This is a genomic window from Candidatus Saccharimonadaceae bacterium ML1, from assembly GCA_030253535.1.
Classification (GTDB): domain Bacteria; phylum Patescibacteriota; class Saccharimonadia; order Saccharimonadales; family Saccharimonadaceae; genus Saccharimonas; species Saccharimonas epibionticum.
In genome coordinates, this window is the sequence record CP124550.1 from 532,537 (window position 1) to 554,505 (window position 21,969).

Consider the following 21,969-nt stretch of genomic DNA (forward strand, 5'->3'; position numbering starts at 1 on the left):
CTCTCTGCGCGCGCTAGGCGATTCCGGCGGCAAAAACAAAAAATCATAAGTAACTTTTCGCGTGCAGCTTGCTATAATGAACGGTATGAATTCATTTACGCAACTGGTTCGCCGTTCGTTCGGCAAAATTATTGCCGCGCAAGGTTCGGTAAAAATCGCAGATTTCGAAAAAATCGACAACACGCTCACGCCAAATATGCGTGCGTTGCGCCTCGTCATGACGATGGCAGACCAACTATCGTCAATGGGTATGCCGGCGCATAGCGTCACGAATTTAGCGCTCAATATTACCGATGTTTATTGCCAGCAGAAAGTCCATATTGATATCAGCTACACGCAAATTTTTGTTTCGCAAGACCGCGGTGTCGACCGCGAACCGCTCACGCTAATCCGCACAATCACGCCGCGCGAAACGAACTACCAGCTCATGCAGCAATTGCAAGACCTGAGCGCAAAAATCGCCAACCACACGCTCACGCTTGACGATGCCGAAAAGTCTCTCGACAAAATATTATCGCGCGTGCGCCGTTATCCGCGCTGGGTCATCTATATCGCGAGCGGCGGAATCAGCGCCGGCTCAGCGATTCTCTACTCAGCAACCTGGCCGCTTGTCTTAATTGCATTTTTCGTCGGCGCCGTTACAGCATGGCTGCTCGGAAGGCTCGGGCGGTTGGCTTTACCGCCGTTTTTCACGCAAGTCGTCGCATCGCTATTTATTACGCTATTCGCTTCCGCGCTTATGTGGTTCGTTAGCCATGGCTATGTCGACTTCATGGGAAGCGTCAACCCGACACTCATCACGGTCGGCGGAATCGTCTTGCTTGTTGCCGGTATGGCGATTGTCGGCGCCTTTCAAGACGCAATCGACGAATATTACGTTACCGCCGGCGCACGGCTATTGCGCGTCGCCATGATGACGACCGGTATCGTCGCCGGCGTTGGCATCGGCTTATACGCTAGCCGGAAACTCGGCATTTCGTTCATTCCAACGCCCGACCGCTTAACATTCGCAAGCGCGAGTTATCAATATCTAGGCGCTGTCATTATTTCGGCATCGTTTGCGCTTGGCAACCATACGCGGCTCGGCGGCATTATTTTGACCGGCGCGACCGGATTGCTCGGCTATTACACCTTTTTAGCAAGCAGCGGCGCGGGGCTTTCATCAATCCCTGCTAACGCGCTTGCCGGCATTACGATTGGATTTATCGCCACGCTTGTGTCGCGCGTTTGGCACATGCCAAGCCTTGCGATCGTCAATGCTAGCATCGTGCCGCTCGTGCCGGGGCTAATTCTGTACAACGGGCTAATGGGGTTAATCGCACCGGAGAATGCGCCCGGCGGAGATGATTTGCTGCTGCGTGCTATTCTTATTTCTGTTGCTATTGCTGCGGGCGCATCGTTTGGCGTGCTTGTCGGGCGCCCGACGCGCCGCAGCTTTGTGCTGATTCGCAACAGCTTGCCACAATGGCCATTGCGCAGCGAAGATCGAGAGTAGTATTTTCTCTTATATTTATTACACGCACTCCGCGCCAAGTTTTGCGAGCGCCATCGTCGCCACACGGTCGACAATCGGTTTCGCGTCCGCATCCGTCAGTGTGCGCTCATAATGCGTCATGCGCAATCGGAATGTCGTCGTCTTTATTGAGTGATCATTCGCCGGCTGAAAAATCGCGCGCGGCTCAATTGTCACGGTGATATCGCCTGCCGATTCGTCAACTGCCGCTTGCACCACATGGTAAAGCTCAGCATACGATACATCGCGCGGCGCCCGCAGCGACACGTCGCGGCTCGTCGATGGAAAGCGGCTCAGCGGCCGATAGGCTTGCTCATCGCGCGGCTGCGCTAACAACTGATCAAAATTAATCGAAAATCCAGCAGCATATTCCGGCAGTTTGAAATTCCGGCGTACCGCTTGCTTAAATTCACCAACAATACCAAGCCGCTCCTTACCGCACAGTATCCACGCGCTTCGCTGCCGATCAAATGGCGCAGCGACCTCAAACTCAACGCCGCTTAGTTCTTTACCATCATCGTTCTCAGCCGCCATTGGGATTAATTCAAACTGCGCGCCCAATGAGCCGAGCAATCGCACCGCTATGCGCTGCACCTGGTAATACGGCGCGCTAGCGCGTGCTTTCTTCGCCGCATACACCGCATCAACAAATGTCCGCTCGCTCGGCAAACCATCTTCGCTATGCGGCAACCGCACATCGTGTCCTTTGCCGATCTCGAATAAACAAAACTCATCATGCCCCGCCTTGATATTCGCATGGACTTTGTCAAGCAAACTTGGCAGCACGCTCAAACGGTAGTATTGCAAATCAGGACTTAGTGCATTGCTCAGCTTATACGCTTGGTCCGCATGTTGCTCGGCGCGCTTCAATATATGCTCGTGCACAAAACTATAGGTAAGCGCTTCGTTTGCGCCAGCGCGCGACAGCTGCTCGCGAATTTGCCGCTTCAATTCGCGCCGCGGATTTTTTGGCGCCGGCTTTGTCGAACGCTGCGGCAGCTCGCGCGGTAATTTGCTAAAGTCGTACAATCGCCCCACCTCCTCGACGACATCTTCTTTCAATTCAATATCAGTACGCCAAAACGGCACTTGTACACACGTATAGCCGAGCTTATCTTCTGGACCGTGGCTATGAACCTCAACGTTATTGAGCAACGTATATATGTCGCTATCTGTCAGTTGCAGCCCAAGCCGCTGATTGATGAACGAACTATTAATGTCAATGTTCGCCGGCGTATACTTACCCGCAAAATATTCATCAAATTCATCGCTAAATTGTTTCTTGTCGTGCACTTCACTTGCTTGCTCGCCGCCGATCATACCCATCAACCGCTTCAATACGGGCGCATTTTGCAATGGCGACTGGCCTTTGTTAAACCGGCTTAGCGCGTCGGTAAATACGCCGTGGCGCATAGCAGTTTTTCGTACTGCATACATATCAAAACTCGCGCACTCTAGCACGACATTGTTCGTATCGCTCGAAACCTCCGTATCCGCGCCGCCCATAATACCGCCCAGCGCTACCGCTCGTTCGCCGTCCGCGATGACGATATCGTCTGTGCCGAGCGTGTACGTTTTGCCGTTCAATAGCGCGATAGTTTCGCCTTCGCGCGCCATACGCGCGCCTAACTTACCGCCGCGCAATTTATCATAATCGTAGGCGTGCGTCGGTTGCGCCGTCATGAGCATGATGTAATTCGTCGCGTCAACGATGTTGTTGATCGGCTTACCGCCCATTGCCACTAACTGGCATTGTAGCCACAGCGGGCTCGGCTGCACCGTTACGTTCTTCACCGCTACCGCCATAAACCGCGGTACTAAATCCGGTATATCGTTGTAGACGTTAAGCTTTAGCCCGCTGCCATCGGCAAATTTCTGCGCCACCGTATACCAATCCGGGCTAGTAAATGCCTGTCCGAAAATTCCGGAAATTTCGCGCGCTACACCTAATTGTCCGAAACAATCCGGCCGGTGCGTAAACATCTTATTCTCAATATCAAGCACAACATCGTCCAAGCCAAACACCTGCGCGAAACTATCGCCCGCCTGCAATACTACGCCTTTTGGCATATCTCGCCCGCTGATTTCAACAATACCGTCATGATCTGTGCCAATCGCCAACTCATCTGCTGCCGCCAGCATTCCTTGGCTCAGCACGCCGCGCAGCTTGCGCGCGCCTAATACAAACGGCTCCGCGTCGGCAAAGCTCGCCGGCACCGTACTGTTCGGCGGCAGCCACACTGCCCACATATCGGCGTGAACATTCGGCGCGCCGCAGACCACTTGCACATAGCCTTTATCATCGCGCGGTATATTAGCAACAGCGCCGCCATCATCTATTAAACATACATGCAACCGATCAGCATTCGGGTGCGGCTCGCACTGTACAACATGCACGATCCGCGCGTCTTTGTACTGAGCGCCCAGGTCAATGACCTTCTCGACGCTGCCTAACTGTGCATTCACCCGCGCCACCAGTTCATCTACCGGCGGCAACTCAAAATTAACTAAACTTTTAACGATATTCAGACTGACTTTCATACTATCCCAATTATACGCCATATCTGGAGCATTTTAAAAGCCGGCAAGCCGCTTAGCCGCAATTAGTAGCTGCAAAATAGTTACCCGCGACCCAAAATCGCGTCCAGCATTTTCATGCGCGACGCCATAATTGCTGGGATCGCGCCGCTGATAATTGCCACGACTAAAACGATTTCCGCACGGAAGACCAACTGCGGCGGCGACACATACAATGTCACGTCGGCAATCGGCAACCGAAATGGATGCGCCAGAAAGAACGGCACGAGCCCGCCGAAAAATATCGCCAGCCCCGCCGCCACACCGCAAACCGCATAAAATAACGATAGTAAAACATAGCTAAACACAATCACGCGCGGCTTCACGCCGATCGCCCGCTGAATCCCAATCTGGCGGCGCTTATTGATGATATCAACATAAATTACGATAAAAATCGTCACTGCCGCGATGATAATCCCCACAAGCAGCATAATTGCATCAAGCGATATAAAGCTGCCGGAAATCGTATCCATATACGACGCCGCATCGCGCCAGTCGTGTATCCGCACGTCGGTGTATTTTAGATTTTCAAGCGCCTTCTTTACCTCATTGTCTTTGCCGTTCGCGGCGCGCACGATAATCATAGTCGCAGCAGTACTATTCGCTTCACCAGAAATCTTTTGCCACAGCACCCGAGAAATATATGCCGCATCGTCGGCGTAAATATATTTCGTGTTAGAAATACCGCCAACCTTAACTTTTATGTCCTTGCCGTTAATCTTCATTGAGATCGTATCGCCCACTTTTGCGCCATCAAGCGCCGTCCGTACGAGCAATCGGCTGCCCAAAACAATTTCGTCGTCATTCTTCAAAAACGTGCCGCTCTCAATATGTTTTTTAATATCAAGCGTCTCGCCAAATGTTTTCGAGTCAACGACGTTTACCGCCGCGCGCGTATAAACGTCTCCAGACACCAGCAGCGTATCGAAACTCAGAACCTTATCCGCCATGCGCACACCGTCGATTCGCTTAATCGCAGCAATCTTTTCATCAGCGTTAGCGATAAATTTGCCCGGTTCTTTAGCGTCGAGATATATCTCACCGACCATCAAGCTTTTGACTTGATGCTCAATCGCATGCGTAATACCAGTCAACAGCGACGACGCAAATGCTAAATTTATAAACGCCACCGCTACCAGCAGTGTCGTCAGCGCCAACGTCCATTTTCGTCCGCGCACGATATATTGCCGCATCAGCCGCCAGCCAAGCAAAAACTCACGCCATAAGTTATTTTTCGGAATATTCACAATAATTCCCCCGCCGCCGGCGTGCGCTCGGCTTTTACCACGCCGTTTTCAAACACGATTTGCCGCTTAGCATATTGCAATTCATCCGCTTCGTGCGAAATCATCACCACCGTAATACCGTCGGCATTGATCTTTTTTAGCGTCTCCATCACATTTTTCGACGCAACCGTATCAAGGTTAGCTGTCGGCTCATCGGCGAAAATAATGTGCGGGTCGTTCACCAATGCGCGCGCAATCGCAACGCGCTGCTGCTCGCCGCCCGACAATTCAGACGGGAGGTGCCGCGCCTTTTTCTTCAGACCGACGCGGTTTAATTCCCGTAGCGCCTTTTCGCGCGCCACTCGCGCCGAGCACCACATCAGCCGTGGCAACATTACATTTTCAAGCGCCGTCAACTCGCGAATCAGTGCGTACTCCTGAAAAATATAGCCGATTTCGCGCAAGCGCATTTCGATCCGCTGCTTTTCCGGCAACGCCGCAACGTTCACCGCATCGGCATCGTTCTTTTTCAAATTAAATAAAATCCTGCCTTTTGTGGGATAATCCAGCATCGCTACCTGGTGCATAAACGTCGATTTTCCCGAACCATTACGCCCTGTGATCATCAAAAAATCGCCGTGAAAAATCGAAAAACTCACCTTTTTTAGCGCCTGAGCCGCACTATCACCCGACCCGTACGTCTTGCTCAACTGCTCAACTTTGATGACTTCATGCGGCATACGATAATTATATCGCGCGCCGCATATCCGCGCAACGACGCTCCGCTTAGATTTATAGACCGCGCTACCGCAGAAAACCGCCCTTATACTCCAGCCTGTACATGTGCGACAATAGCTTCACCGAAATAGTTTCCATAGCAAGCTGCTATCCTATGGTCGCTATCAACACTCTGGCGATTTAATCGGTGGACAATACCGTGCATCATCTCCGTGCCATGCCAGAAAATTTTAGCCGCAGCATTATTAAATAAGGAGTCACCTGCTGCCATCTCGCACCAAGCATAATGAGCCAGTGCATGCGTCCACATGTAATACGTGTCACCCGCCGGATCTTGTGGTCCTCTATCAATAGTTTTATACGCCCGCAATGTACGCCGCCACTCTTGCATTTCATGAAGCCGATCATTTTTTGTTGTCAGTTCATTTAACAGCATGTTGCTATCAAGCCATCGCGCATATTGACGAGAGGCTGCCCACAAAAGCATGAGCGCTCGTCCAATATCATCTCCTGCAAGCTGCAACGCTTCGTCAAACTGCTGAACCGCATTTAAGCAGCCATCCCTAGCTGAACACGCGACAAACACATCTTTTAACCGTGCAATGCTACTGAAATCAGGAATTATTTCCAGGTCATTTGAAGTGATTCCTGAATGGTCGCTGAACTGTATAAGGGCACCGCTAAGCATCATATCAGCCCTGCCTAAACAATTCGCCACTACTAACGGTTCCCGCTGCAATAGTAATGCGTGAAGCTCTTCCGTCATCTCCTGAATCGACGGCATCATCGGTTGATAGTTGCCGCAAGACAACCTTTCGCTATCAACATGCAGCGTTTCGTGTGATGGTGTATAGAACAGCGTAAACGCACTTTTTTCCAAAACAACGCATGACTCTTTCGGTACTTTTAGCCGCAGGAGCATATTCAATACTGCGTTCCATAGCTGTTATAATATTATTGCAGGCATTAATTTTCAACTATATGAAGTATTCAAAGCGCTTTTCACATCCAACAGGTCAAACAACGAAAGCAACATTGATTGGCTGTTTACAAGCGATCAAGACCGTAATCTGGACACCGCCTCACGAAAACAGAATCATACACCGAGATGTTAATCAAGCGCTTCTGCACGTAGCCCAGCCAACGAATCCCTCGCTCGCAGAAACGCTCAAGCAAATCCGCTCTATCCTACCCGTGCAATTTACTGTTCATGCAATTTCAGCCAAGGAGCGTCTCGGGTTATTTGCGGCACTGATGCAATTTACGATGTATCTGCCAACAATCCGTCCGTATTTTCGTGCGGACGCCACCGACATAGCAGCTCTCCATCGGCGAATTGCCAAGCAGTACCTACTTTCATCGCGTCCAGTTACTATAGCTGAGCAATTTCATATAGCCGCAGAAATGACTAACGACCCTGTAGAGGCTCTATGGATTCTGCTCGTTACGACTCGACAATACGCACGCTGGTATGATGGTGAAGCAATTATTGGGTTTCGGAACGACCCTACGCCTATCGCCAGGCGGCGAATGATATCGTGGTATAAATCTGTTGCCGCACTTAAACAATATGACGGCATTCACAGTCAAGACAGCGCCGGTGACACATATTATGTATGGACTCACGTTATTGCTAAGCTCGTGTTTGGTCCGATGTCGCCGTGGTGGGCGATTGATGCGTATATCTATCGCTCGGCATTACATATTGGCACGTGGTTAAATCATAATATTGCACATAAAGTCTCACCGCAGTCTACTCCGAGCAATCATACAATCGCTGCACGATATGGTAATGCGATCGGTAAATGCATTGCACAAGTCGCAAAACATCATGTTTAATCGCGAAGGCGGGTGCTTTCTAATCATACTCACGTTCACATCAGCCGCCTTAGCACTATCAGACGACTGTACAAAATTTGATCTACCCACGAAATCACCTACAAAATCGTCAACCTGATGGCGTACTACGATATCAGCGGAAGCGACCACACGCTGTATAAAACATGAGACTTAACGAAGGAAATCGAAACGATGAGTTTGGCGGAGGTTGAGGCGTCTGGGAAGTGGGGTGAAATGGTTGAGTTGATGAAGAAATTGCATTCTTAGTTATCATGAGTTAATTTGACACATCCGCATCCGGAGAAAAAGTTACTGAATTTATCTCCTGTGCCAACGGCACCGCCAAATCAAAATTCCGCTTCGTTCGCTGGATAATTTTATACTGCTCAGGTAAGTCCAATCGTGGTGTTAGAGCAATTATTTTGCCAGCATTGTAAACCGTTCCGGAGCGATAAACATTTTGAATCAGCACGGCTTCAGGCATCGTCTCACTCACGCGGCGAAGCGCCGAAATGTGGCGGCTAGTTTTGCGCGGACGCGTATGCCAATTACCCATCACGCAAAGCGTCGGCTGCGACAAATCCAGCCGCTCAATATTACGTGCCATCACCACCTCGCGCCAGTCTGGGTCGGTAATTTGCCGCCACTGATCAATCGTGTAATCAAACGTTTCGTCGATGTACGCCACCTGGTCTATCGCGCCAGTTCGCAGCAATTCCACCACGGTTTTTAGCATCTCAATCGACAAAACGCTGCTGTCAAACATCGCAGGGTTTAGAAGCGAAATATCCACATCGCCGCGCACCGCCCGCTGCACAAAAACGTCAACCGAAGCGCTATACTCCAGCGCCAACTGTTTAATGCCGAGTGAATAACACAAAGTCCAAACAGCATCGGCATTTTGCCGCGCGCCATGAATCTCGCCACATAAATACAGTCGGCTAGCCGGCAATAAACCTAGCGACTGAATTGGCAGGGTTTGTGGGGTGTGGGTGGTGAATATAGTGTAAATTTGCACTGGCTTAGCCATATTACCAATTTTACACCAACCGCCAACATAAAGGTGTGAGTACAGGTTATATGTTTCTCGCGCACTAACTACAGCCGCCGACGAGATAAAACTGCTCACCTACTCTGAAGCATTCCCCACGCCGCCAACATAGCGTAATTGCGCACTTCACCACGACGAATCATTTGGCTAATTTGACCATTCTCAATCCACTCAGACTCGATAAACTCCGTGTCGTCCGGTCGAGCTTTTTCGTCATCAGTCACGTAATCACACTCAACCACAAATAACCTTGCATTAGTTCGGCGATTATCGGGGTAAAACCAGCCGATACACTTCGCATTTTCCGCTTTAATCCCCGATTCTTCAGCCAGCTCCCGCGTCGTCGCCTGTTCGGGCGTCTCGTCAGCCTCAATCTTCCCGCCCGGAAACTGCCATAAAATCTCATCCACCGGGTACGAATATTCGCGCTGAACCAGTATTTTATCGCCCTTTCGGCAAATCACAATCACCCCGCCGCGACCGCTATATTCTTGCCGCAGATACTGAATCTTTTTGCCGCTCGGTAGCTCAACCTCATCCTCTACCAACTGCATTCGCGGATGGTCGAGTATATGCCGAGAGCTTATTTTTCGCCATTTTTGTATAGCCATAGTCATTGCCTTCTATTATATATCTTTGTACTGTATTGATTCAATCCATCAGAAGAAATAATTTCAGCATCTATAATACCAGACTTAATAGCAGTCGACCCTATAAGAACCGATCTAGAGACGGTCGCCTCACCACCTATCGTAGCTTCATCATCCAAAACATTATTTGATAAACTCAGTCTCATGTTGTTATCATAGTACCTTTTTATAGTGCCAGCATCGTCCCAATAGCCTTCGTCTGGCAGTCTATGTGAAACAACGTTACCAGTATAGATTAACGGCGTGATAAAATCTCTCATTAAACTTCGATGTTCGCCATTCCAACCATTGCGCTTATTGCGAGCTATCCATTCTAGCAACTTTATGTTACTTATTATATAAATCCCGGATGAACTCATATATTCTGACCCTCCTGGGTGGTCACTTATTTCACCAACCGTACCATTATGCGCATGTATGTACTGACCATAAGGTTTAATATCAACACCCAGTATAGTAACATCCGCGTCCATTTCTAAGTGCTTTTCGTAAAACTCACTCAAGTTAATATTCTCTACTACGTGGTCTGCGGGTAATATCAATGAATTGCCTTCGGGATAAGGTTCAAACAGGTCGTATGAAAAAGCAATTAATGAGGCTGCGCCCATACGTCTACTGTCTCGCAACGCAGCAACTTTATCTTTTTTTGACTCCAAGTGATTTTCAAGGTCTTTAGTTTTAGACTCATCAAAATGTAGAGTAACCGTCGTAGACTCTGTTTGACTAGCAATATTCAGCGACCAATCTATTATTTTCTTGCCATCAGACCCCATGGGCAACATAGGCTTTTGCTTTACTAGTGTATGCGGTCTTAAGCGTGTTGCTTCACCAGCGGCTGGTATTATTGACCTAAGCCCTCTTAACATAATCTTGCAACCTTTTTATACTCATCTTCTATATAGTCAACAAAAAACCTCATATCAAATTTCTCAATGGAACTGGTTGCGTTATTCATTAACTTATCTTGTAATTTATCATCTCCAAGCAATCTTATAATAGCATCTGCTAGCGACCGCGAGTTGCGAGGCTCTACAGTTAAGCAATTGTAGCCATTAATACCTATTTCATCCAACCCAGAAGTATTAGACACAATTGTTGGAAGCGAAGCTGCTAGCGACTCGATGGCAGTAAACCCCAGACCTTCATAATATGACGGTATAATAGATATATTAACGCTTTTATACAGTGCTCCCATGTCTTCCTGCGAGACTGGCTTATTCGAAATCAGGATTCTATCGTTGACATTAAGTAAAGTAGCTAACCTTTTCACTGCCTCCTCATATCGGCCTCCACGTCCATCACTTGTTAATAGCAGCTGTGCATCGTATTTTCTGCTTACTTCAGATAACGCATATATTGCCTCCTCGACGCCTTTTCGTTGTGTAATACGCCCTGGAAGCAAAATTAATCTATTTGCGGTAGGTCGCCTGTTAAAATACTTACTAAAGACATCAATATCTCTGTATAGCGACTCCCTAAAAGCTTTCAAGTCAATCCCATGATAGCAAAAAGAGGTTAACTCGCTTTTTGCCCCAAGATGAAGAGCGGAATTATAACTAGCCTTGCTACCGAGAACCATTTTATGATACCTCCCAGACTCTATGATGAATCTAGCTAAAGACAAATCGAGAGGTGAATCGTCATAAAAACCTAATGCTCTTTTTCCAATATCAGGAGCATTCCAGAACGTAAAAAACACTTTTGTATCACCGATAATATCACCAAGAGTGGATAGTAGTAGCATAGGCATGTAGCTATATACATGGACAACGTCATAGTTTTTTCTTAGCTCTTTTGCTATTGCCCGCGCAGGCTTACCGAAGCCTGCTAAACCTGTCATAAAATCTTTGTATTCAGGAATATGTATAATTTTGAAGTCAGGATGACCATTAACCTCACTTAAATATTGATTGTCTTCATCCACGCAGACAGTTACGTTATGACCTCTTTCTGCCATAAATCGCGCTATCAAGCATGTCGCTATACCACTGCCTGCTAAATCAGGATAAAATTGACCGGCTAAAATTAATATTTTCATAAGGATCCATATAACTTTCTAGAGACAGTATTTATTAGCCGGCTATAGTCAGAAGTAGCCCCAGGCTTGTCCCGTTTAAAAACGTGTAAATTCTTACCGAAAATGTAACCTATAGGCGAAAACTCACCGTACGCAACACTGCCAAGCGATGGTGATTTTATATAAACTACACAGCCTCCGCCGTCTTTCTTTATGTCTTCAAGTATATTCAATTGTTGCCTGTTTAATATGTTCCCGTCTTTGAAATTCCACCTACCATTCATGTCACTCTTAATAAGCTTTGGTTCACGCGGAGCATATAACTTCAAATAGTAAACACCTGGGCTGCTGACGCTTTTCACATTATGGTCTTCGCTACTTCCAATCGTCCCAAGCACCTTATTATTTGCGCCTCCTTTAGATAATTTTAATATATAATGAATCAACTCCAGCGGTATCCCATTCGATAAAATAGCATTATAGGTTTGATATAGCGTAGTACCCTGCCACCGCGGATTTATTTCCGTAACATACAGCCTGTATTCATTTTTTTCTCGTTTCACCAAGAAATCAACACCAACGATACCAAAATAACCATACTTCTTGTAAAGAATTTCGCCGATACTTTTTGCAATCTCCATATACAAACTATTAACGGCCTTCGGCCAATTAATCCCCCAGTCATTACCAACACTACAATAAGTACCGTTACTACGACAATCTGCGTCAAGCACTTTGTGAGATAGCGGATCTACAAACACCATACATTCTGCACCCCTTGGAACGATACATAGCGATCCATTGGCAGAATAGGCATTTGCAATTTCAGTACTTACTTTTACTCTCATACCTTTAGGCAGAATCTTTTGAACCCTATTAAAATCACTTTGGTTGCTAATTTTATATGTTCCACCACCAGCAGCAGACACCGCCTCCTGAACGAAAAAAGATTCTCCCGCTTCGGCGTTAAATATTTTTTGAATATAATGATAATTCTTATCTAGCGACATGTTCTTTGATTCTGCTAAAATGCGGTAGCCTAATTTTGACTCAATCCCAGAAAGTATATCTTCAAGTAGAGTCTTATTCTCTAGGTCAATATATTTATCAAAATCGTCCACGGGTGATGTTATCGTAAATTTCTCCCACGCACTCCTCTTTTTGATATAATCAGACAGGGGTTTGTTCGGCGAAGACGCCAATATAGCCACCCTAAGGTCATCTCGGATAACCCTATCCACTTCATCGAAAATGCGATCATCTACTACGCTAAATATTCCATCAAAACTCTTTGAGCTAATTTTAGGCGGAGTTAATATTTTAGAGTTTTTAAACTTACGTCCTAGATCATTATGAGTATGCACTACAGTGAAATCGTCTTCACAAACTATACCCAGGTCGATAAGATTATCACAGTGGTCACGCCGCGCAGATACAAGCCACAGTTCGTCATATGCCGAGAATGACTCTCTACACATAGATATAATAGTATCTGTATTCATGAAAATATTATACAATAATAAAGGTATTTATCAAATTTTATAATCACACTCTTAAATTTTCGGACGAAGTGAGCTTTTAACATAACTCTAAAACTGCCGCAAAAAATCCAACTTCCCACTCTCAAAATGCCGTACGTCCTCAATGCCGTAGCGCATCATGACCAGGCGGTCAATACCGCAGCCGAACGCAAAGCCGGTGTACTCATCCGGGTTGATGTTGGCGGCGCGCAATACGTTCGGGTGAATCATGCCGCAGCCCAATAATTCAATCCAACCCTCGCCGGAGCAAACTTTACAAGACGGATCTTTACCCTCGCAAAATGGGCAGCTCAAGGCAAATTCAAAACTTGGCTCAGTAAATGGGAAATAAAATGGATTGACACGCACGTCAAGTTTTTTACCGTAATATTCCTGCAAAAATGCCTGTAGCGTGGCAATCAGGTTACCGACAGCGACACCCTTGCCAACATAGACGCCTTCGACTTGATAAAACGTATGTTCGTGCCGCGCATCCAGGTCTTCGTTACGGAAGACGCGGTCGGGGACGATAGCAGCAATAGCTTCGCCTCGCTCCAGCTGCGCGCGATACTTTTGCAAGACGCGGTTCTGCATGGTGCTGGTATGTGCCGGCGCAATCAGACGGTCGCCGTTTACGTCCGTCTGTTCGGTCATAAATGTATCGTAATCGTCGCGTGCCGGGTGGCCCTTCGGGAAATTCAAACTTTCGAACATGTGGAACTGGTCGTCGATTTCGCGCGACTCTTCGATACAGTAGCCCATGCGGTTAAATATACCGCTGATGCGTTCAATCTCGGCACTTAAAGGGTGTATCGTACCCTGATCGCTTGGCAAGAGCGGCGGAATATCAGTATTAACATCCATCGGCGCAGTAACATCAATCGGCGGCAAATCAACTTTCTCTAATTCCGCCTGGCGCGCCGACACTGCTAGCTCAAGCGCCTGCTTCAACTCGTTAACGCGTTTGCCAAAGCTGCCGCGCTCGTTAGATGGCAGCGTTTTGATATGCTCGTACAGCGCTTTTAACTCTGGCGCGCGCAAAACTTCGCGCGGTGCGCTTGAGGCGAGCGCTCGGTCGGTCAAAGTCTTTGCAATCGTTTCTATATCCATACGCTACCTACCGGCTCACCAAATACACGAAATATCCAAACACGCCGGCCGCCATCAAACCGACGAGTATCCACGCCGGCGCTAATGTCGTCGTTAATTTCGTACCCTGCAAATACGCTGTATCGTCCACGCCGTCGCGCTCACGGTAATAATTATCGTCGTCGCTGTCTGACGTTTGCTTTGATTTCGCCTCAGCTTTGGCGCGAAGTTCCGCCGCGATTCGCTGCTGCAGTTCGCTTCGCCCTTCGTGTTGTTCTAGATATCGTCCCATGCACGTATTATACCACTCTATCTCTATAGCGCACAGATGAGCGTATGTGGTATACTTATCATATATTTCAGTAAAGGAGGGATATACATGGCTACTAGAAAAGCCGCTTCTACCAAAAAAGCGACCGCCAAAAAGCCGGCCGCAGCCAAGGCAAGCAAAACGACTGTGCGCACTGTAAGCGCAAGCGCTCCCAAAAAGAAAGCGCCCGCCGTGAAGACAGAGCCAGTCGTCACCGTTGCTAAGCGTGAAAAAACAACCACGCTGCCGAAAAATATTATCAACGTTATTTTCGCCGAGCTGGTCGGCACGTTTATTCTGACGCTCGTCGCGCTGACATCGTTTAATGATGGCAGTATCGGCGCAATCGCGATTGGTTTTGCGCTCAGTATTATTGTCATGACGGTCGGCGCCGTATCAGGCGCGCATGTCAACCCGGCAGTAACGCTCGGTTTGTGGTCGGTTCGTAAATTAAAGCCAATTTTACTGCCATTCTACTGGGGGTCGCAGTTCCTCGGCGCGATGCTGGCTGTCATTCTGACAAACACAATCGCGCACAATTCTATCAACTTTAGTTTTGACAACTTTACCAGCATGGACTGGTCAATTTTCGGTATTGAGTTGGTCGGTACGGCGGTGTTTTTGTTTGCATTAACAGCTGCAGTTACCCGCGAGCAACTAAACGTAGGACTTCGCGCATTAACAATTGGTTTGGCGCTCACTGTCGGATTACTCAGCTCAAACTATTTGCTGAATAAAACAAAAACACAGGCGGTCGCCGACTACCAAAAGGCTTCGCAATCGGCGAACAGCAGCAAAGACGTTGAAATTCCGCATTCAGCATACGTCAAAAGTGCAAGCCTGAACCCAGCTATTGCGCTCGCGATGACCGATCACACGAAAGCCGAATTAACAAATAGTTCCGCGTCGGCAGGTGAAGTCAGCAAATCGCGCTTCACGCTTGAATCACTGCTTGGCGCATTGATTGGTGCGATGGTTGGCAGCAATTTATACTTGCTTATTGCAAACAGCAAAAAGAACGACTAGCTGTTGCTACACCTTACCATAAAATAAAAATCCCTTCGCTTAGCCGGAGGGATTTTTTATTTTTATCAATCACGCGCACTCGGGCGATCAATCAATAGCGGCTCAACCGCCGTGTCTCGTCCGGTAATCTTCACGACATCCTTATCGACTTTGCCGAATTCTTTATATGCATTGTTGTAATGATTCACCGTCGTACCAAGCGAGTTACCGAGCTTATTCATATACTCGTCGTACTTCGCGATATGCTGCCCTAATTTACCGACGCGCACTTGAATATCCTTCGCCTGCTCTTCAATCTGCAAGCTGCGCAAGCCCTGTAGCACTGTTTGCAGATACGCCATAAAGCTCGTCGGGCTAACAATGATAACATGCTTATCGCGAAACGCGTATTCAATCAAATCGCGCGAGCTGCCGCCGTTGCCGACGTTATTGATCAGCAGATCATAATATAGCGATTCACTCGGGATAAACATAAACGCAAAATCCATCGTACGCTCGCCCGGGCGGATATATTTGCTCGTTTCGTCAATACGCCCTTTCAAATCGGCTTTTACTTTCACGAGCAATTGCTCGCGCTCCTTGCCGCTGGCGTTAATCATACGATTGTAATTTTCCAAACTGAACTTGCTGTCAATCGGCAAAATCCGCCCTTTGTCAAGCAGAATCACCGCGTCAACAATTTCACCGTCCTTAAACTTATACTGCGTCTGATACTGCCCGGGCGCAAGCACATTTTCGAGCACGCTTGATAAATAATATTCGCCAAATACGCCGCGCTGCTTTGGATTTTGCAAAACATTCTGCAGCGTCTTCAAATCAGTCGCCACATCGACGACGCGCTTGTTTGTTTCGTCTAATTTCGTCAGGCGCTGCGTGACATCTGCGACTAATTTTGCGCTTTCGCTCAGCTGCTTTTGCACCGATTGCTGCGTTGCGAGCTGCGAACGCTCTAGCTTGTCGCCCATGGTCTGCTGCAGCGCCGCAATCGACCGCGACAGCTCCACGACATCGCTCTTTACTAATTCGACCGCGCTTTGCTGCGTAAGTTTGTTAATCTTTTGCGCCAGAATTATTAAGCCGCACGCCAACCCAACGATAATAGCGATAAGCAAAACAACAAGAATAAGTTCCATAGCTTTCATTATAGCACTCAAGGCTACAATACGATGATGCAGCGGATAATCACCGCGATCACAATCGCCACCACTGCCGACAGAATAAACGAACGAATGCGCGCAATCCACGCGAACAAACTGTACGCCAAAGCGCCGACCGCTATCATGCCGGCAAGCGCCCAATACCACGGCAGTACTGCCACAATCGACTGAATGCCCCACAGCGCCAAAATCGCCGCGAGAATAATCAGTAGCGGACGATACACGCGAATATGAGCCAACACTACCACGGCAACAAACGATGCAATAAATGCTGTCGTGATCGCCGCATACGTCGCCGCCTGCCCGCACGCCGCGTTCGCCTGATCGCGGCACAGCACCGCTTGGAATATGTACGTATGGAACAACACGTACAAACCAACGCTCAACGCGCCTATCACCGCACCAATCGCACCGATTCGCGCCAACTCGCGCCACGTCATCGGCACAAGGTTTGATCTCGTTTCGCTCGCCGTTTCATTCATTACTATATTGCTCCGCTCGGTTAACTTTATGCTATTTTACTACATTTTTGCGTATTTTACTAGATCTATTCATAATTTTATCAACGCCGTACCACAACGACCCGACGCACGCAATAATTACACCGCCCGCTACATCAAGCGGCGTATGTACAAGCGCCGCCACGCGCCCCACGCTAATTACCGCCGCTAAAACGACCAACGTTATCCCAAGCCGGCGGTTACGTGTACCATACCAAACAGCGAGCGCTAAAAACATCGTGAAAAGCGCGTGATCCGACGGAAATCCCGGATTATTCAAATATGCCGCGCCCGGCTCCGCGCCAATCAGTTCGAACGGGCGCAGTTGTTCAGGCTGCCACAACAGCCCCGCTACCTTTGCCAACGTATACGCCGTAGCGCCCGCCATCAAAATACAACAATACCGCGCATACCGCAGCCGGTTCGGCACGCGCCAAACAAGCGCATAGAGTGATACAAGCACGACCGGAATCATCAGCCAATCAGCAACAAAGCGGACAAGAAACTGCATGGCTATAGTATAGCGCGCTTACGAACGTTTTGCCACTACGCCCGCAGCTTGCGTGGCGCGCTTGCCGAGCGTGCGGCAAAACGGCTCAACAAGAACGCGAACCATTTCTCCGAGAAAAGAATTTTCCTTCCCGCGGGACTGATTTCTTTTCACTGATCGCGCTTTCTCCTGCTGCAATTTATTTTGATGCATTTTCTGCCGCGCGCGCACGTTTGCCTGCTGCTCGCGCTGGCGTTTGAGCTGCAAATCACGCTGCTGTTCGGCGCGGCGCTTTTTTTCTGCTGCGATTCGTTCTAATTGCTTTTGTTTCTCTATGTTCTGCTTCTGCGATGGCACGCGGTGCAAATCAGTCGCGAAAACCATGTTTCGCGAATTATCACTAAACTGTTCTTTCGTGCTCGGTAAATATTCCCCGCCGCCCAAATCACTCTCCATATGCTCAACGACCGCTTGGCAATTATCATCGTTCACGATATCTGGGCGTTTCAGGCGTGCCGCCTGGCATAAATTAACGAGCGGGCAGGCAGCGCATTTCCCCATATTCACCGCTACCCGCGGATTAACCCGCGGACGCTTCTTTGTTTCCATTTTCTCAAAGTTCTGTTTCATTCAAAAAATGTCTCCGTACTAATACTGCCGCCATCCACGCCGCGCTCGACCAACCCGCGCCACATATCACGCACAAAGTCTGCAGATCCGCAAATCAAATATGCAACCTCATTTGGCGCCGCGCCCACGCATTGGTCTAGGTCGATCCGACCCTTTTTCATACTCGCCGGCACGTCGTGCTGCCTCGTAATGTAATGGTAGATCTTTACGCTGCGGTGTGCCGCCCGGCACGCGTTCAAATCATCAAAAAACGGAATAGAGTCAACCGTTTTATTGCTAAAAAAGAGCTGTGCCCGCCGGCTTGTATTGCGGTGAAGCTCGTTTTTAAGTACGCTCCATATCGGGGCAAGCCCGCAGCCTGCGCTGATACACGCCAGCGGTTTCGTCGTCTGCGGATTAAATGTCCCGTATGCTTCGGAAATCATGAACGAATCGCCCTCGCGGAGCGCATGCAATCGCCCAGAATACTCGCCAACCTTTTTTACCGTAATGCTCAGTAATTTTTCATACGGCGCACTCGACAAGCTATACGCTTTGCCTTCCGGCGTACTGCTTTGTTCGAAAAATACCGTGATGTACTGTCCCGCTATATAATGAAAATCCCGCCCCGGCACCGTGAAAAAAATCGTCGCTATGTCGTCTGTTTCGCGCCGAACGCGTAAAACCTTTGCCGTTAGCCACTCCATCAGCGCACCACGCATTCCGCCACGTGCCGCAGCATGATTTGTTTCGCTTGTTCCATTTCGTCCGGCGAAAAACTCACGCGGTCGCGAAACTGCGGACTAACAAGCGTCGGACCAGTCAAAAAATATTGCAATGCAAACCGCTGCGCGCCATCTACCAGTTCGCCGACCGCCTCAAAATCATCAACCTCCAACTGTCCTTTCACGATCGTCGTCCGAAATTCATGATCAATTGTTTTTATCAGCCGGATTGATTCTTTGATCGCATCCAAATTCACTGGTCGAGCGGCGATTTGCGAATACTTGCTCAGCGGACCTTTTATATCCATCGCGATAAAATCAACCAAACCTTCCACCAAAATATCGCGCAGCATATCCGGATGCGTGCCATTCGTGTCTAGCTTCACCCGAAAGCCCATGTTTTTGCAACGACGTATTAAATCTGGTAGGTCATCGTGCATTGTCGGCTCGCCGCCGCTGATAAATACACCGTCCAGTTTGCCGCGCCGCGACTCCAAAAACTCAAAAATCTCATCTTCGGGAATGCCGCCTGCATATTGCTCTGGCAACACTAGTTCGGGATTATGGCAGTATCCGCAGCGCATATTGCAGCCAACGGTAAACAATCCCGCTACTACATAGCCCGGGTCGTCTACTGTGCTAAATTTCTGTACGCCACCGATTACCATTTCCGCTACCTGTATAGCGTCTCGGAATGCGGTAACTAAACCGTATTCCGAGACACCGCCTCTCCTACTTTTTTACTACTTCAACCACCTTATCATAGTGTTCGCGCATCGCAAACTCAGCCTGCTTGCCTTTATTCCATTGCTCGACCGGGCGCAAGAAACCAACCACGCGCGAATATACTTCGCATGGCTCATTACACTTCGGACAATGCGCCTGCTCGCCAAGCAAGTATCCGTGATTGCGGCAAATACTGAAACTCGGGCTAAAGGTAAAATACGGCAAACGGTAATTATCGCAAATCTTCTTCACGAGTCCTTTAAGCGTTTTTGCATTTGCCATGCGCTCGCCCAAGAAGAAGTGAATCACCGTGCCGCCTGTGTACTTCGTTTGCAACTCATCCTGCAAATCAAGTAGTTCAAACAGGTCGTCAGTATAATTAACCGGTAAATGCGTCGAGTTAGTATAGAACGGATGCTCAACCGCCGCACCGATACCGTTCGCGAAATGCGCCGTTTCTGGAAAGTCCGCTTTGTCAATTCGCGCTAAACGGTACGTCGTACCTTCAGCCGGCGTCGCTTCCAAATTATAGTTATTACCCGTCTCCTTCTGAAATTCAACCAAACGATTGCGCATATAGTCAAGTGTGCGCTCTGCGAACTCCCTGCCTGTGTCGCTACCGATGTCCGCACCGAGTAAATTCAGCGCCGCCTCGTTCATGCCGATCAGCCCAATCGTCGAAAAATGATTTTTCCAATACACACCAAAACGCTTTTTTATATCGCGCAAATAAAACTTCGTGTACGGATAAAGGTTTTTGTCGGTCAGGACTTCAAGCGTTTTACGCTTCACTTCAAGCGACTCCTTCGCCTTCTCCATTAGATAGTCAAGACCCTTACGAAATTCTATTTCATCTTTTGATTTCAGAGCCAAGCGCGGCAAGTTAATCGTCACTACACCAACCGAACCGGTCATCGGATTGCTGCCAAACAATCCGCCGCCACGATATTCTAACTGGCGATTATCAATGCGCAGGCGGCAGCACATACTGCGCGCGTCCTCCGGGCTCATATCGCTATTGACGAAATTGCTAAAGTATGGAATGCCATACTTTGCGCTTGCTTCCCACAAATTCTCAATCACTGGATTATCCCAGTTAAAGTCCTTCGTGATATTGTAGGTTGGAATCGGGAACGTGAACACGCGCCCGCTTGCGTCGCCCTCGGTTAAGACTTCAAGCAGCGCGCGGTTAAACATGTTCATCTCTTCTTGGTGATCGCCGTAATTCGTGTCTTGTAATTCGCCGCCGATCACCACAGGCTGCCCCTGCATATAGCTCGGACATTCCAAGTCAAGCGTAATGTTTGTAAATGGCGTTTGGAAACCAACACGCGTCGGTACGTTTACATTAAACACGAATTCCTGCAGCGACTGTTTCACCTCGTCGTACGACAACTTGTCGTATTTGATAAATGGCGCAAGCAGCGTATCAAAGTTACTAAATGCTTGCGCGCCTGCCGCCTCGCCTTGCAGCGTATAGAAAAAGTTGACAACTTGCCCGAGAATCGCGCGAAAGTGTTTCGCCGGTTTACTGGAAATCTTGTTTTGCACACCTGTGAATCCGCTGCGCAGCAAATCCTGCAAATCCCAGCCCACACAGTACACGCTCAACAAATTCAAATCATGAATATGCATATCGCCCGAGCGGTGCAACCGACCGATTTCCGGTGTGTAAACCTTATTAAGCCAATATGTTTTGCTAACTTCGCTCGCGATGTAGTTGTTTAAGCCTTGCAAGCTATACCCCATATTTGAATTTTCGTTCACACGCCAGTCAAGCCGCGACAAGTACTGATCCATCAAGTCAAGGTGCGCCGCATCGGTAATTTCGCGCAGTTTCTTATGCTGATCGCGATAAATAATATATGCTTTGGCGGTTTTTTTATAACGGCTGCTAAGCAAAACCTCTTCGACAATATCTTGAACTTGCTCGACACCCGGCACTTTTTCCGTTAACTCTTTTTCGGCGCGCGCCAATACTTTTTTCGTCAGCTTGTCTGCTTCGGATTCTGCAAACTCGCCCGTCTCAAGTCCAGCGCGTTCAATCGCCGACATAATCTTGCGGTCGTTGAATTTGACCTTTCGGCCGTCGCGTTTTTTGATGTAGTTATACATACCCCTCCTTGTATAATTTTAAGCGCACAAAAACGAAACACCAACGACGTCAGCGCGCTCCTACTTATTATTTGTTTATTATAATACCGCC

At 48.4% G+C, this 21,969-nt stretch carries 21 protein-coding genes; 3 read left to right on the forward strand and 18 right to left on the reverse strand.

Translation table 11 applies throughout. From position 1 onward, the window contains the following. The first annotated feature begins 85 nt into the window (after positions 1-85). Positions 86-1,495: a threonine/serine exporter family protein gene (locus SEML1_RS02775; RefSeq protein WP_376753723.1), complete on the forward strand. Its 1,410-nt coding sequence runs from the start codon at positions 86-88 to the stop codon at positions 1,493-1,495. Between the two features lie 18 nt (positions 1,496-1,513). On the opposite strand, the gene pheT is transcribed toward SEML1_RS02775, so the two are convergent. The 4 genes from pheT to SEML1_RS02795 form a co-directional block, all read right to left on the reverse strand. After that, positions 1,514-4,054 carry a phenylalanine--tRNA ligase subunit beta gene (gene pheT / locus SEML1_RS02780; protein WP_376753724.1) on the reverse strand — a complete coding sequence of 847 codons (2,541 nt, stop codon included), beginning with the start codon at positions 4,052-4,054 and terminating at the stop codon, positions 1,514-1,516. Between the two features lie 80 nt (positions 4,055-4,134). Beyond that, positions 4,135-5,337, reverse strand: a complete 1,203-nt coding sequence (locus SEML1_RS02785; protein WP_146425936.1) for an ABC transporter permease — start codon at positions 5,335-5,337, stop codon at positions 4,135-4,137. After that, positions 5,334-6,056 carry an ABC transporter ATP-binding protein gene (locus SEML1_RS02790; RefSeq protein ID WP_376753725.1) on the reverse strand — a complete coding sequence of 241 codons (723 nt, stop codon included), beginning with the start codon at positions 6,054-6,056 and terminating at the stop codon, positions 5,334-5,336. Before SEML1_RS02790 ends, SEML1_RS02785 begins: the two co-directional genes overlap by 4 nt. Positions 6,057-6,139: 83 nt before the next feature. Then, the gene (locus tag SEML1_RS02795; RefSeq protein ID WP_376753726.1) at positions 6,140-6,934 is read right to left on the reverse strand and encodes a hypothetical protein; all 795 of its coding nucleotides are present in this window, start codon (positions 6,932-6,934) and stop codon (positions 6,140-6,142) included. Positions 6,935-7,035: 101 nt separating this feature from the next. On the opposite strand from SEML1_RS02795, the gene SEML1_RS02800 reads away from it, so the two are divergent. Then, positions 7,036-7,893, forward strand: a complete 858-nt coding sequence (locus tag SEML1_RS02800; RefSeq protein WP_376753727.1) for a hypothetical protein — start codon at positions 7,036-7,038, stop codon at positions 7,891-7,893. A gap of 277 nt (positions 7,894-8,170) precedes the next feature. Here the strand turns inward: SEML1_RS02800 and SEML1_RS02805 are convergent, their stop codons facing one another. The 7 genes from SEML1_RS02805 to SEML1_RS02835 form a co-directional block, all read right to left on the reverse strand. Continuing rightward, positions 8,171-8,923, reverse strand: a complete 753-nt coding sequence (locus tag SEML1_RS02805) for a hypothetical protein (RefSeq protein ID WP_376753728.1) — start codon at positions 8,921-8,923, stop codon at positions 8,171-8,173. Positions 8,924-9,018: 95 nt separating this feature from the next. Continuing rightward, complete coding sequence (locus SEML1_RS02810; protein ID WP_376753729.1) at positions 9,019-9,498, reverse strand: NUDIX hydrolase; 480 nt, start codon at positions 9,496-9,498, stop codon at positions 9,019-9,021. A gap of 59 nt (positions 9,499-9,557) precedes the next feature. Next, entirely contained in the window at positions 9,558-10,460 is a 903-nt protein-coding gene (locus tag SEML1_RS02815; RefSeq protein WP_376753730.1) for a nucleotidyltransferase family protein, read from the reverse strand. Beyond that, positions 10,454-11,632 (reverse strand): glycosyltransferase family 4 protein, encoded by a 1,179-nt coding sequence (locus tag SEML1_RS02820; RefSeq protein ID WP_376753731.1) that lies wholly within the window; start codon positions 11,630-11,632, stop codon positions 10,454-10,456. Before SEML1_RS02820 ends, SEML1_RS02815 begins: the two co-directional genes overlap by 7 nt. After that, a complete protein-coding gene (locus tag SEML1_RS02825) occupies positions 11,629-13,113 on the reverse strand; it encodes a hypothetical protein (protein WP_376753732.1) in 1,485 nt (494 codons plus the stop codon). The genes SEML1_RS02820 and SEML1_RS02825 overlap by 4 nt, the downstream gene beginning before the upstream one ends. A gap of 87 nt (positions 13,114-13,200) precedes the next feature. After that, entirely contained in the window at positions 13,201-14,241 is a 1,041-nt protein-coding gene (locus SEML1_RS02830) for a phenylalanine--tRNA ligase subunit alpha (RefSeq protein ID WP_376753733.1), read from the reverse strand. Between the two features lie 7 nt (positions 14,242-14,248). Beyond that, on the reverse strand, positions 14,249-14,512 hold the full coding sequence (locus SEML1_RS02835; RefSeq protein WP_146425917.1) for a hypothetical protein: 264 nt from the start codon (positions 14,510-14,512) through the stop codon (positions 14,249-14,251). A gap of 87 nt (positions 14,513-14,599) precedes the next feature. Between SEML1_RS02835 and SEML1_RS02840 the strand changes: the two genes are divergently transcribed. Next, positions 14,600-15,556: an MIP/aquaporin family protein gene (locus SEML1_RS02840; protein WP_376753734.1), complete on the forward strand. Its 957-nt coding sequence runs from the start codon at positions 14,600-14,602 to the stop codon at positions 15,554-15,556. A gap of 65 nt (positions 15,557-15,621) precedes the next feature. Here SEML1_RS02840 and SEML1_RS02845 read toward each other — a convergent pair whose 3' ends face one another. The 7 genes from SEML1_RS02845 to SEML1_RS02875 form a co-directional block, all read right to left on the reverse strand. Then, the gene (locus tag SEML1_RS02845) at positions 15,622-16,689 is read right to left on the reverse strand and encodes a DNA recombination protein RmuC (protein WP_376753735.1); all 1,068 of its coding nucleotides are present in this window, start codon (positions 16,687-16,689) and stop codon (positions 15,622-15,624) included. Positions 16,690-16,712: 23 nt separating this feature from the next. After that, positions 16,713-17,195, reverse strand: a complete 483-nt coding sequence (locus SEML1_RS02850) for a hypothetical protein (protein ID WP_376753736.1) — start codon at positions 17,193-17,195, stop codon at positions 16,713-16,715. A gap of 31 nt (positions 17,196-17,226) precedes the next feature. Beyond that, positions 17,227-17,724: a phosphatase PAP2 family protein gene (locus tag SEML1_RS02855; RefSeq protein WP_376753737.1), complete on the reverse strand. Its 498-nt coding sequence runs from the start codon at positions 17,722-17,724 to the stop codon at positions 17,227-17,229. An 18-nt stretch (positions 17,725-17,742) separates the two neighbouring features. Then, positions 17,743-18,333, reverse strand: coding sequence for a hypothetical protein (locus SEML1_RS02860; RefSeq protein ID WP_376753738.1), 591 nt, complete (start codon positions 18,331-18,333; stop codon positions 17,743-17,745). Further along, positions 18,330-19,019, reverse strand: a complete 690-nt coding sequence (locus SEML1_RS02865) for a ferredoxin--NADP reductase (protein WP_376753739.1) — start codon at positions 19,017-19,019, stop codon at positions 18,330-18,332. Before SEML1_RS02865 ends, SEML1_RS02860 begins: the two co-directional genes overlap by 4 nt. Next, a complete protein-coding gene (locus SEML1_RS02870) occupies positions 19,019-19,705 on the reverse strand; it encodes an anaerobic ribonucleoside-triphosphate reductase activating protein (RefSeq protein ID WP_376753740.1) in 687 nt (228 codons plus the stop codon). The genes SEML1_RS02865 and SEML1_RS02870 overlap by 1 nt, the downstream gene beginning before the upstream one ends. Positions 19,706-19,769: 64 nt before the next feature. Then, positions 19,770-21,878: a ribonucleoside triphosphate reductase gene (locus tag SEML1_RS02875; RefSeq protein WP_376753741.1), complete on the reverse strand. Its 2,109-nt coding sequence runs from the start codon at positions 21,876-21,878 to the stop codon at positions 19,770-19,772. Positions 21,879-21,969: the final 91 nt, after the last annotated feature.

Bases quoted from the DNA above. Each gene is read 5' to 3' on its own strand.
- pheT (WP_376753724.1), bottom strand. From the start codon at position 4,054: ATGAAAGTCAGTCTGAATATCGTTAAAAGTTTAGTTAATTTTGAGTTG.
- SEML1_RS02810 (WP_376753729.1), bottom strand. From the start codon at position 9,498: ATGCAGTTGGTAGAGGATGAGGTTGAGCTACCGAGCGGCAAAAAGATT.
- SEML1_RS02790 (WP_376753725.1), bottom strand. From the start codon at position 6,056: ATGCCGCATGAAGTCATCAAAGTTGAGCAGTTGAGCAAGACGTACGGG.
- SEML1_RS02865 (WP_376753739.1), bottom strand. From the start codon at position 19,019: ATGGAGTGGCTAACGGCAAAGGTTTTACGCGTTCGGCGCGAAACAGAC.
- SEML1_RS02775 (WP_376753723.1), top strand. From the start codon at position 86: ATGAATTCATTTACGCAACTGGTTCGCCGTTCGTTCGGCAAAATTATT.
- SEML1_RS02845 (WP_376753735.1), bottom strand. From the start codon at position 16,689: ATGGAACTTATTCTTGTTGTTTTGCTTATCGCTATTATCGTTGGGTTG.
- SEML1_RS02800 (WP_376753727.1), top strand. From the start codon at position 7,036: ATGAAGTATTCAAAGCGCTTTTCACATCCAACAGGTCAAACAACGAAA.
- SEML1_RS02830 (WP_376753733.1), bottom strand. From the start codon at position 14,241: ATGGATATAGAAACGATTGCAAAGACTTTGACCGACCGAGCGCTCGCC.
- SEML1_RS02825 (WP_376753732.1), bottom strand. From the start codon at position 13,113: ATGAATACAGATACTATTATATCTATGTGTAGAGAGTCATTCTCGGCA.
- SEML1_RS02855 (WP_376753737.1), bottom strand. From the start codon at position 17,724: ATGCAGTTTCTTGTCCGCTTTGTTGCTGATTGGCTGATGATTCCGGTC.
- SEML1_RS02870 (WP_376753740.1), bottom strand. From the start codon at position 19,705: ATGGTAATCGGTGGCGTACAGAAATTTAGCACAGTAGACGACCCGGGC.
- SEML1_RS02835 (WP_146425917.1), bottom strand. From the start codon at position 14,512: ATGGGACGATATCTAGAACAACACGAAGGGCGAAGCGAACTGCAGCAG.
- SEML1_RS02860 (WP_376753738.1), bottom strand. From the start codon at position 18,333: ATGAAACAGAACTTTGAGAAAATGGAAACAAAGAAGCGTCCGCGGGTT.
- SEML1_RS02875 (WP_376753741.1), bottom strand. From the start codon at position 21,878: ATGTATAACTACATCAAAAAACGCGACGGCCGAAAGGTCAAATTCAAC.
- SEML1_RS02805 (WP_376753728.1), bottom strand. From the start codon at position 8,923: ATGGCTAAGCCAGTGCAAATTTACACTATATTCACCACCCACACCCCA.
- SEML1_RS02820 (WP_376753731.1), bottom strand. From the start codon at position 11,632: ATGAAAATATTAATTTTAGCCGGTCAATTTTATCCTGATTTAGCAGGC.
- SEML1_RS02850 (WP_376753736.1), bottom strand. From the start codon at position 17,195: ATGAATGAAACGGCGAGCGAAACGAGATCAAACCTTGTGCCGATGACG.
- SEML1_RS02815 (WP_376753730.1), bottom strand. From the start codon at position 10,460: ATGTTAAGAGGGCTTAGGTCAATAATACCAGCCGCTGGTGAAGCAACA.
- SEML1_RS02840 (WP_376753734.1), top strand. From the start codon at position 14,600: ATGGCTACTAGAAAAGCCGCTTCTACCAAAAAAGCGACCGCCAAAAAG.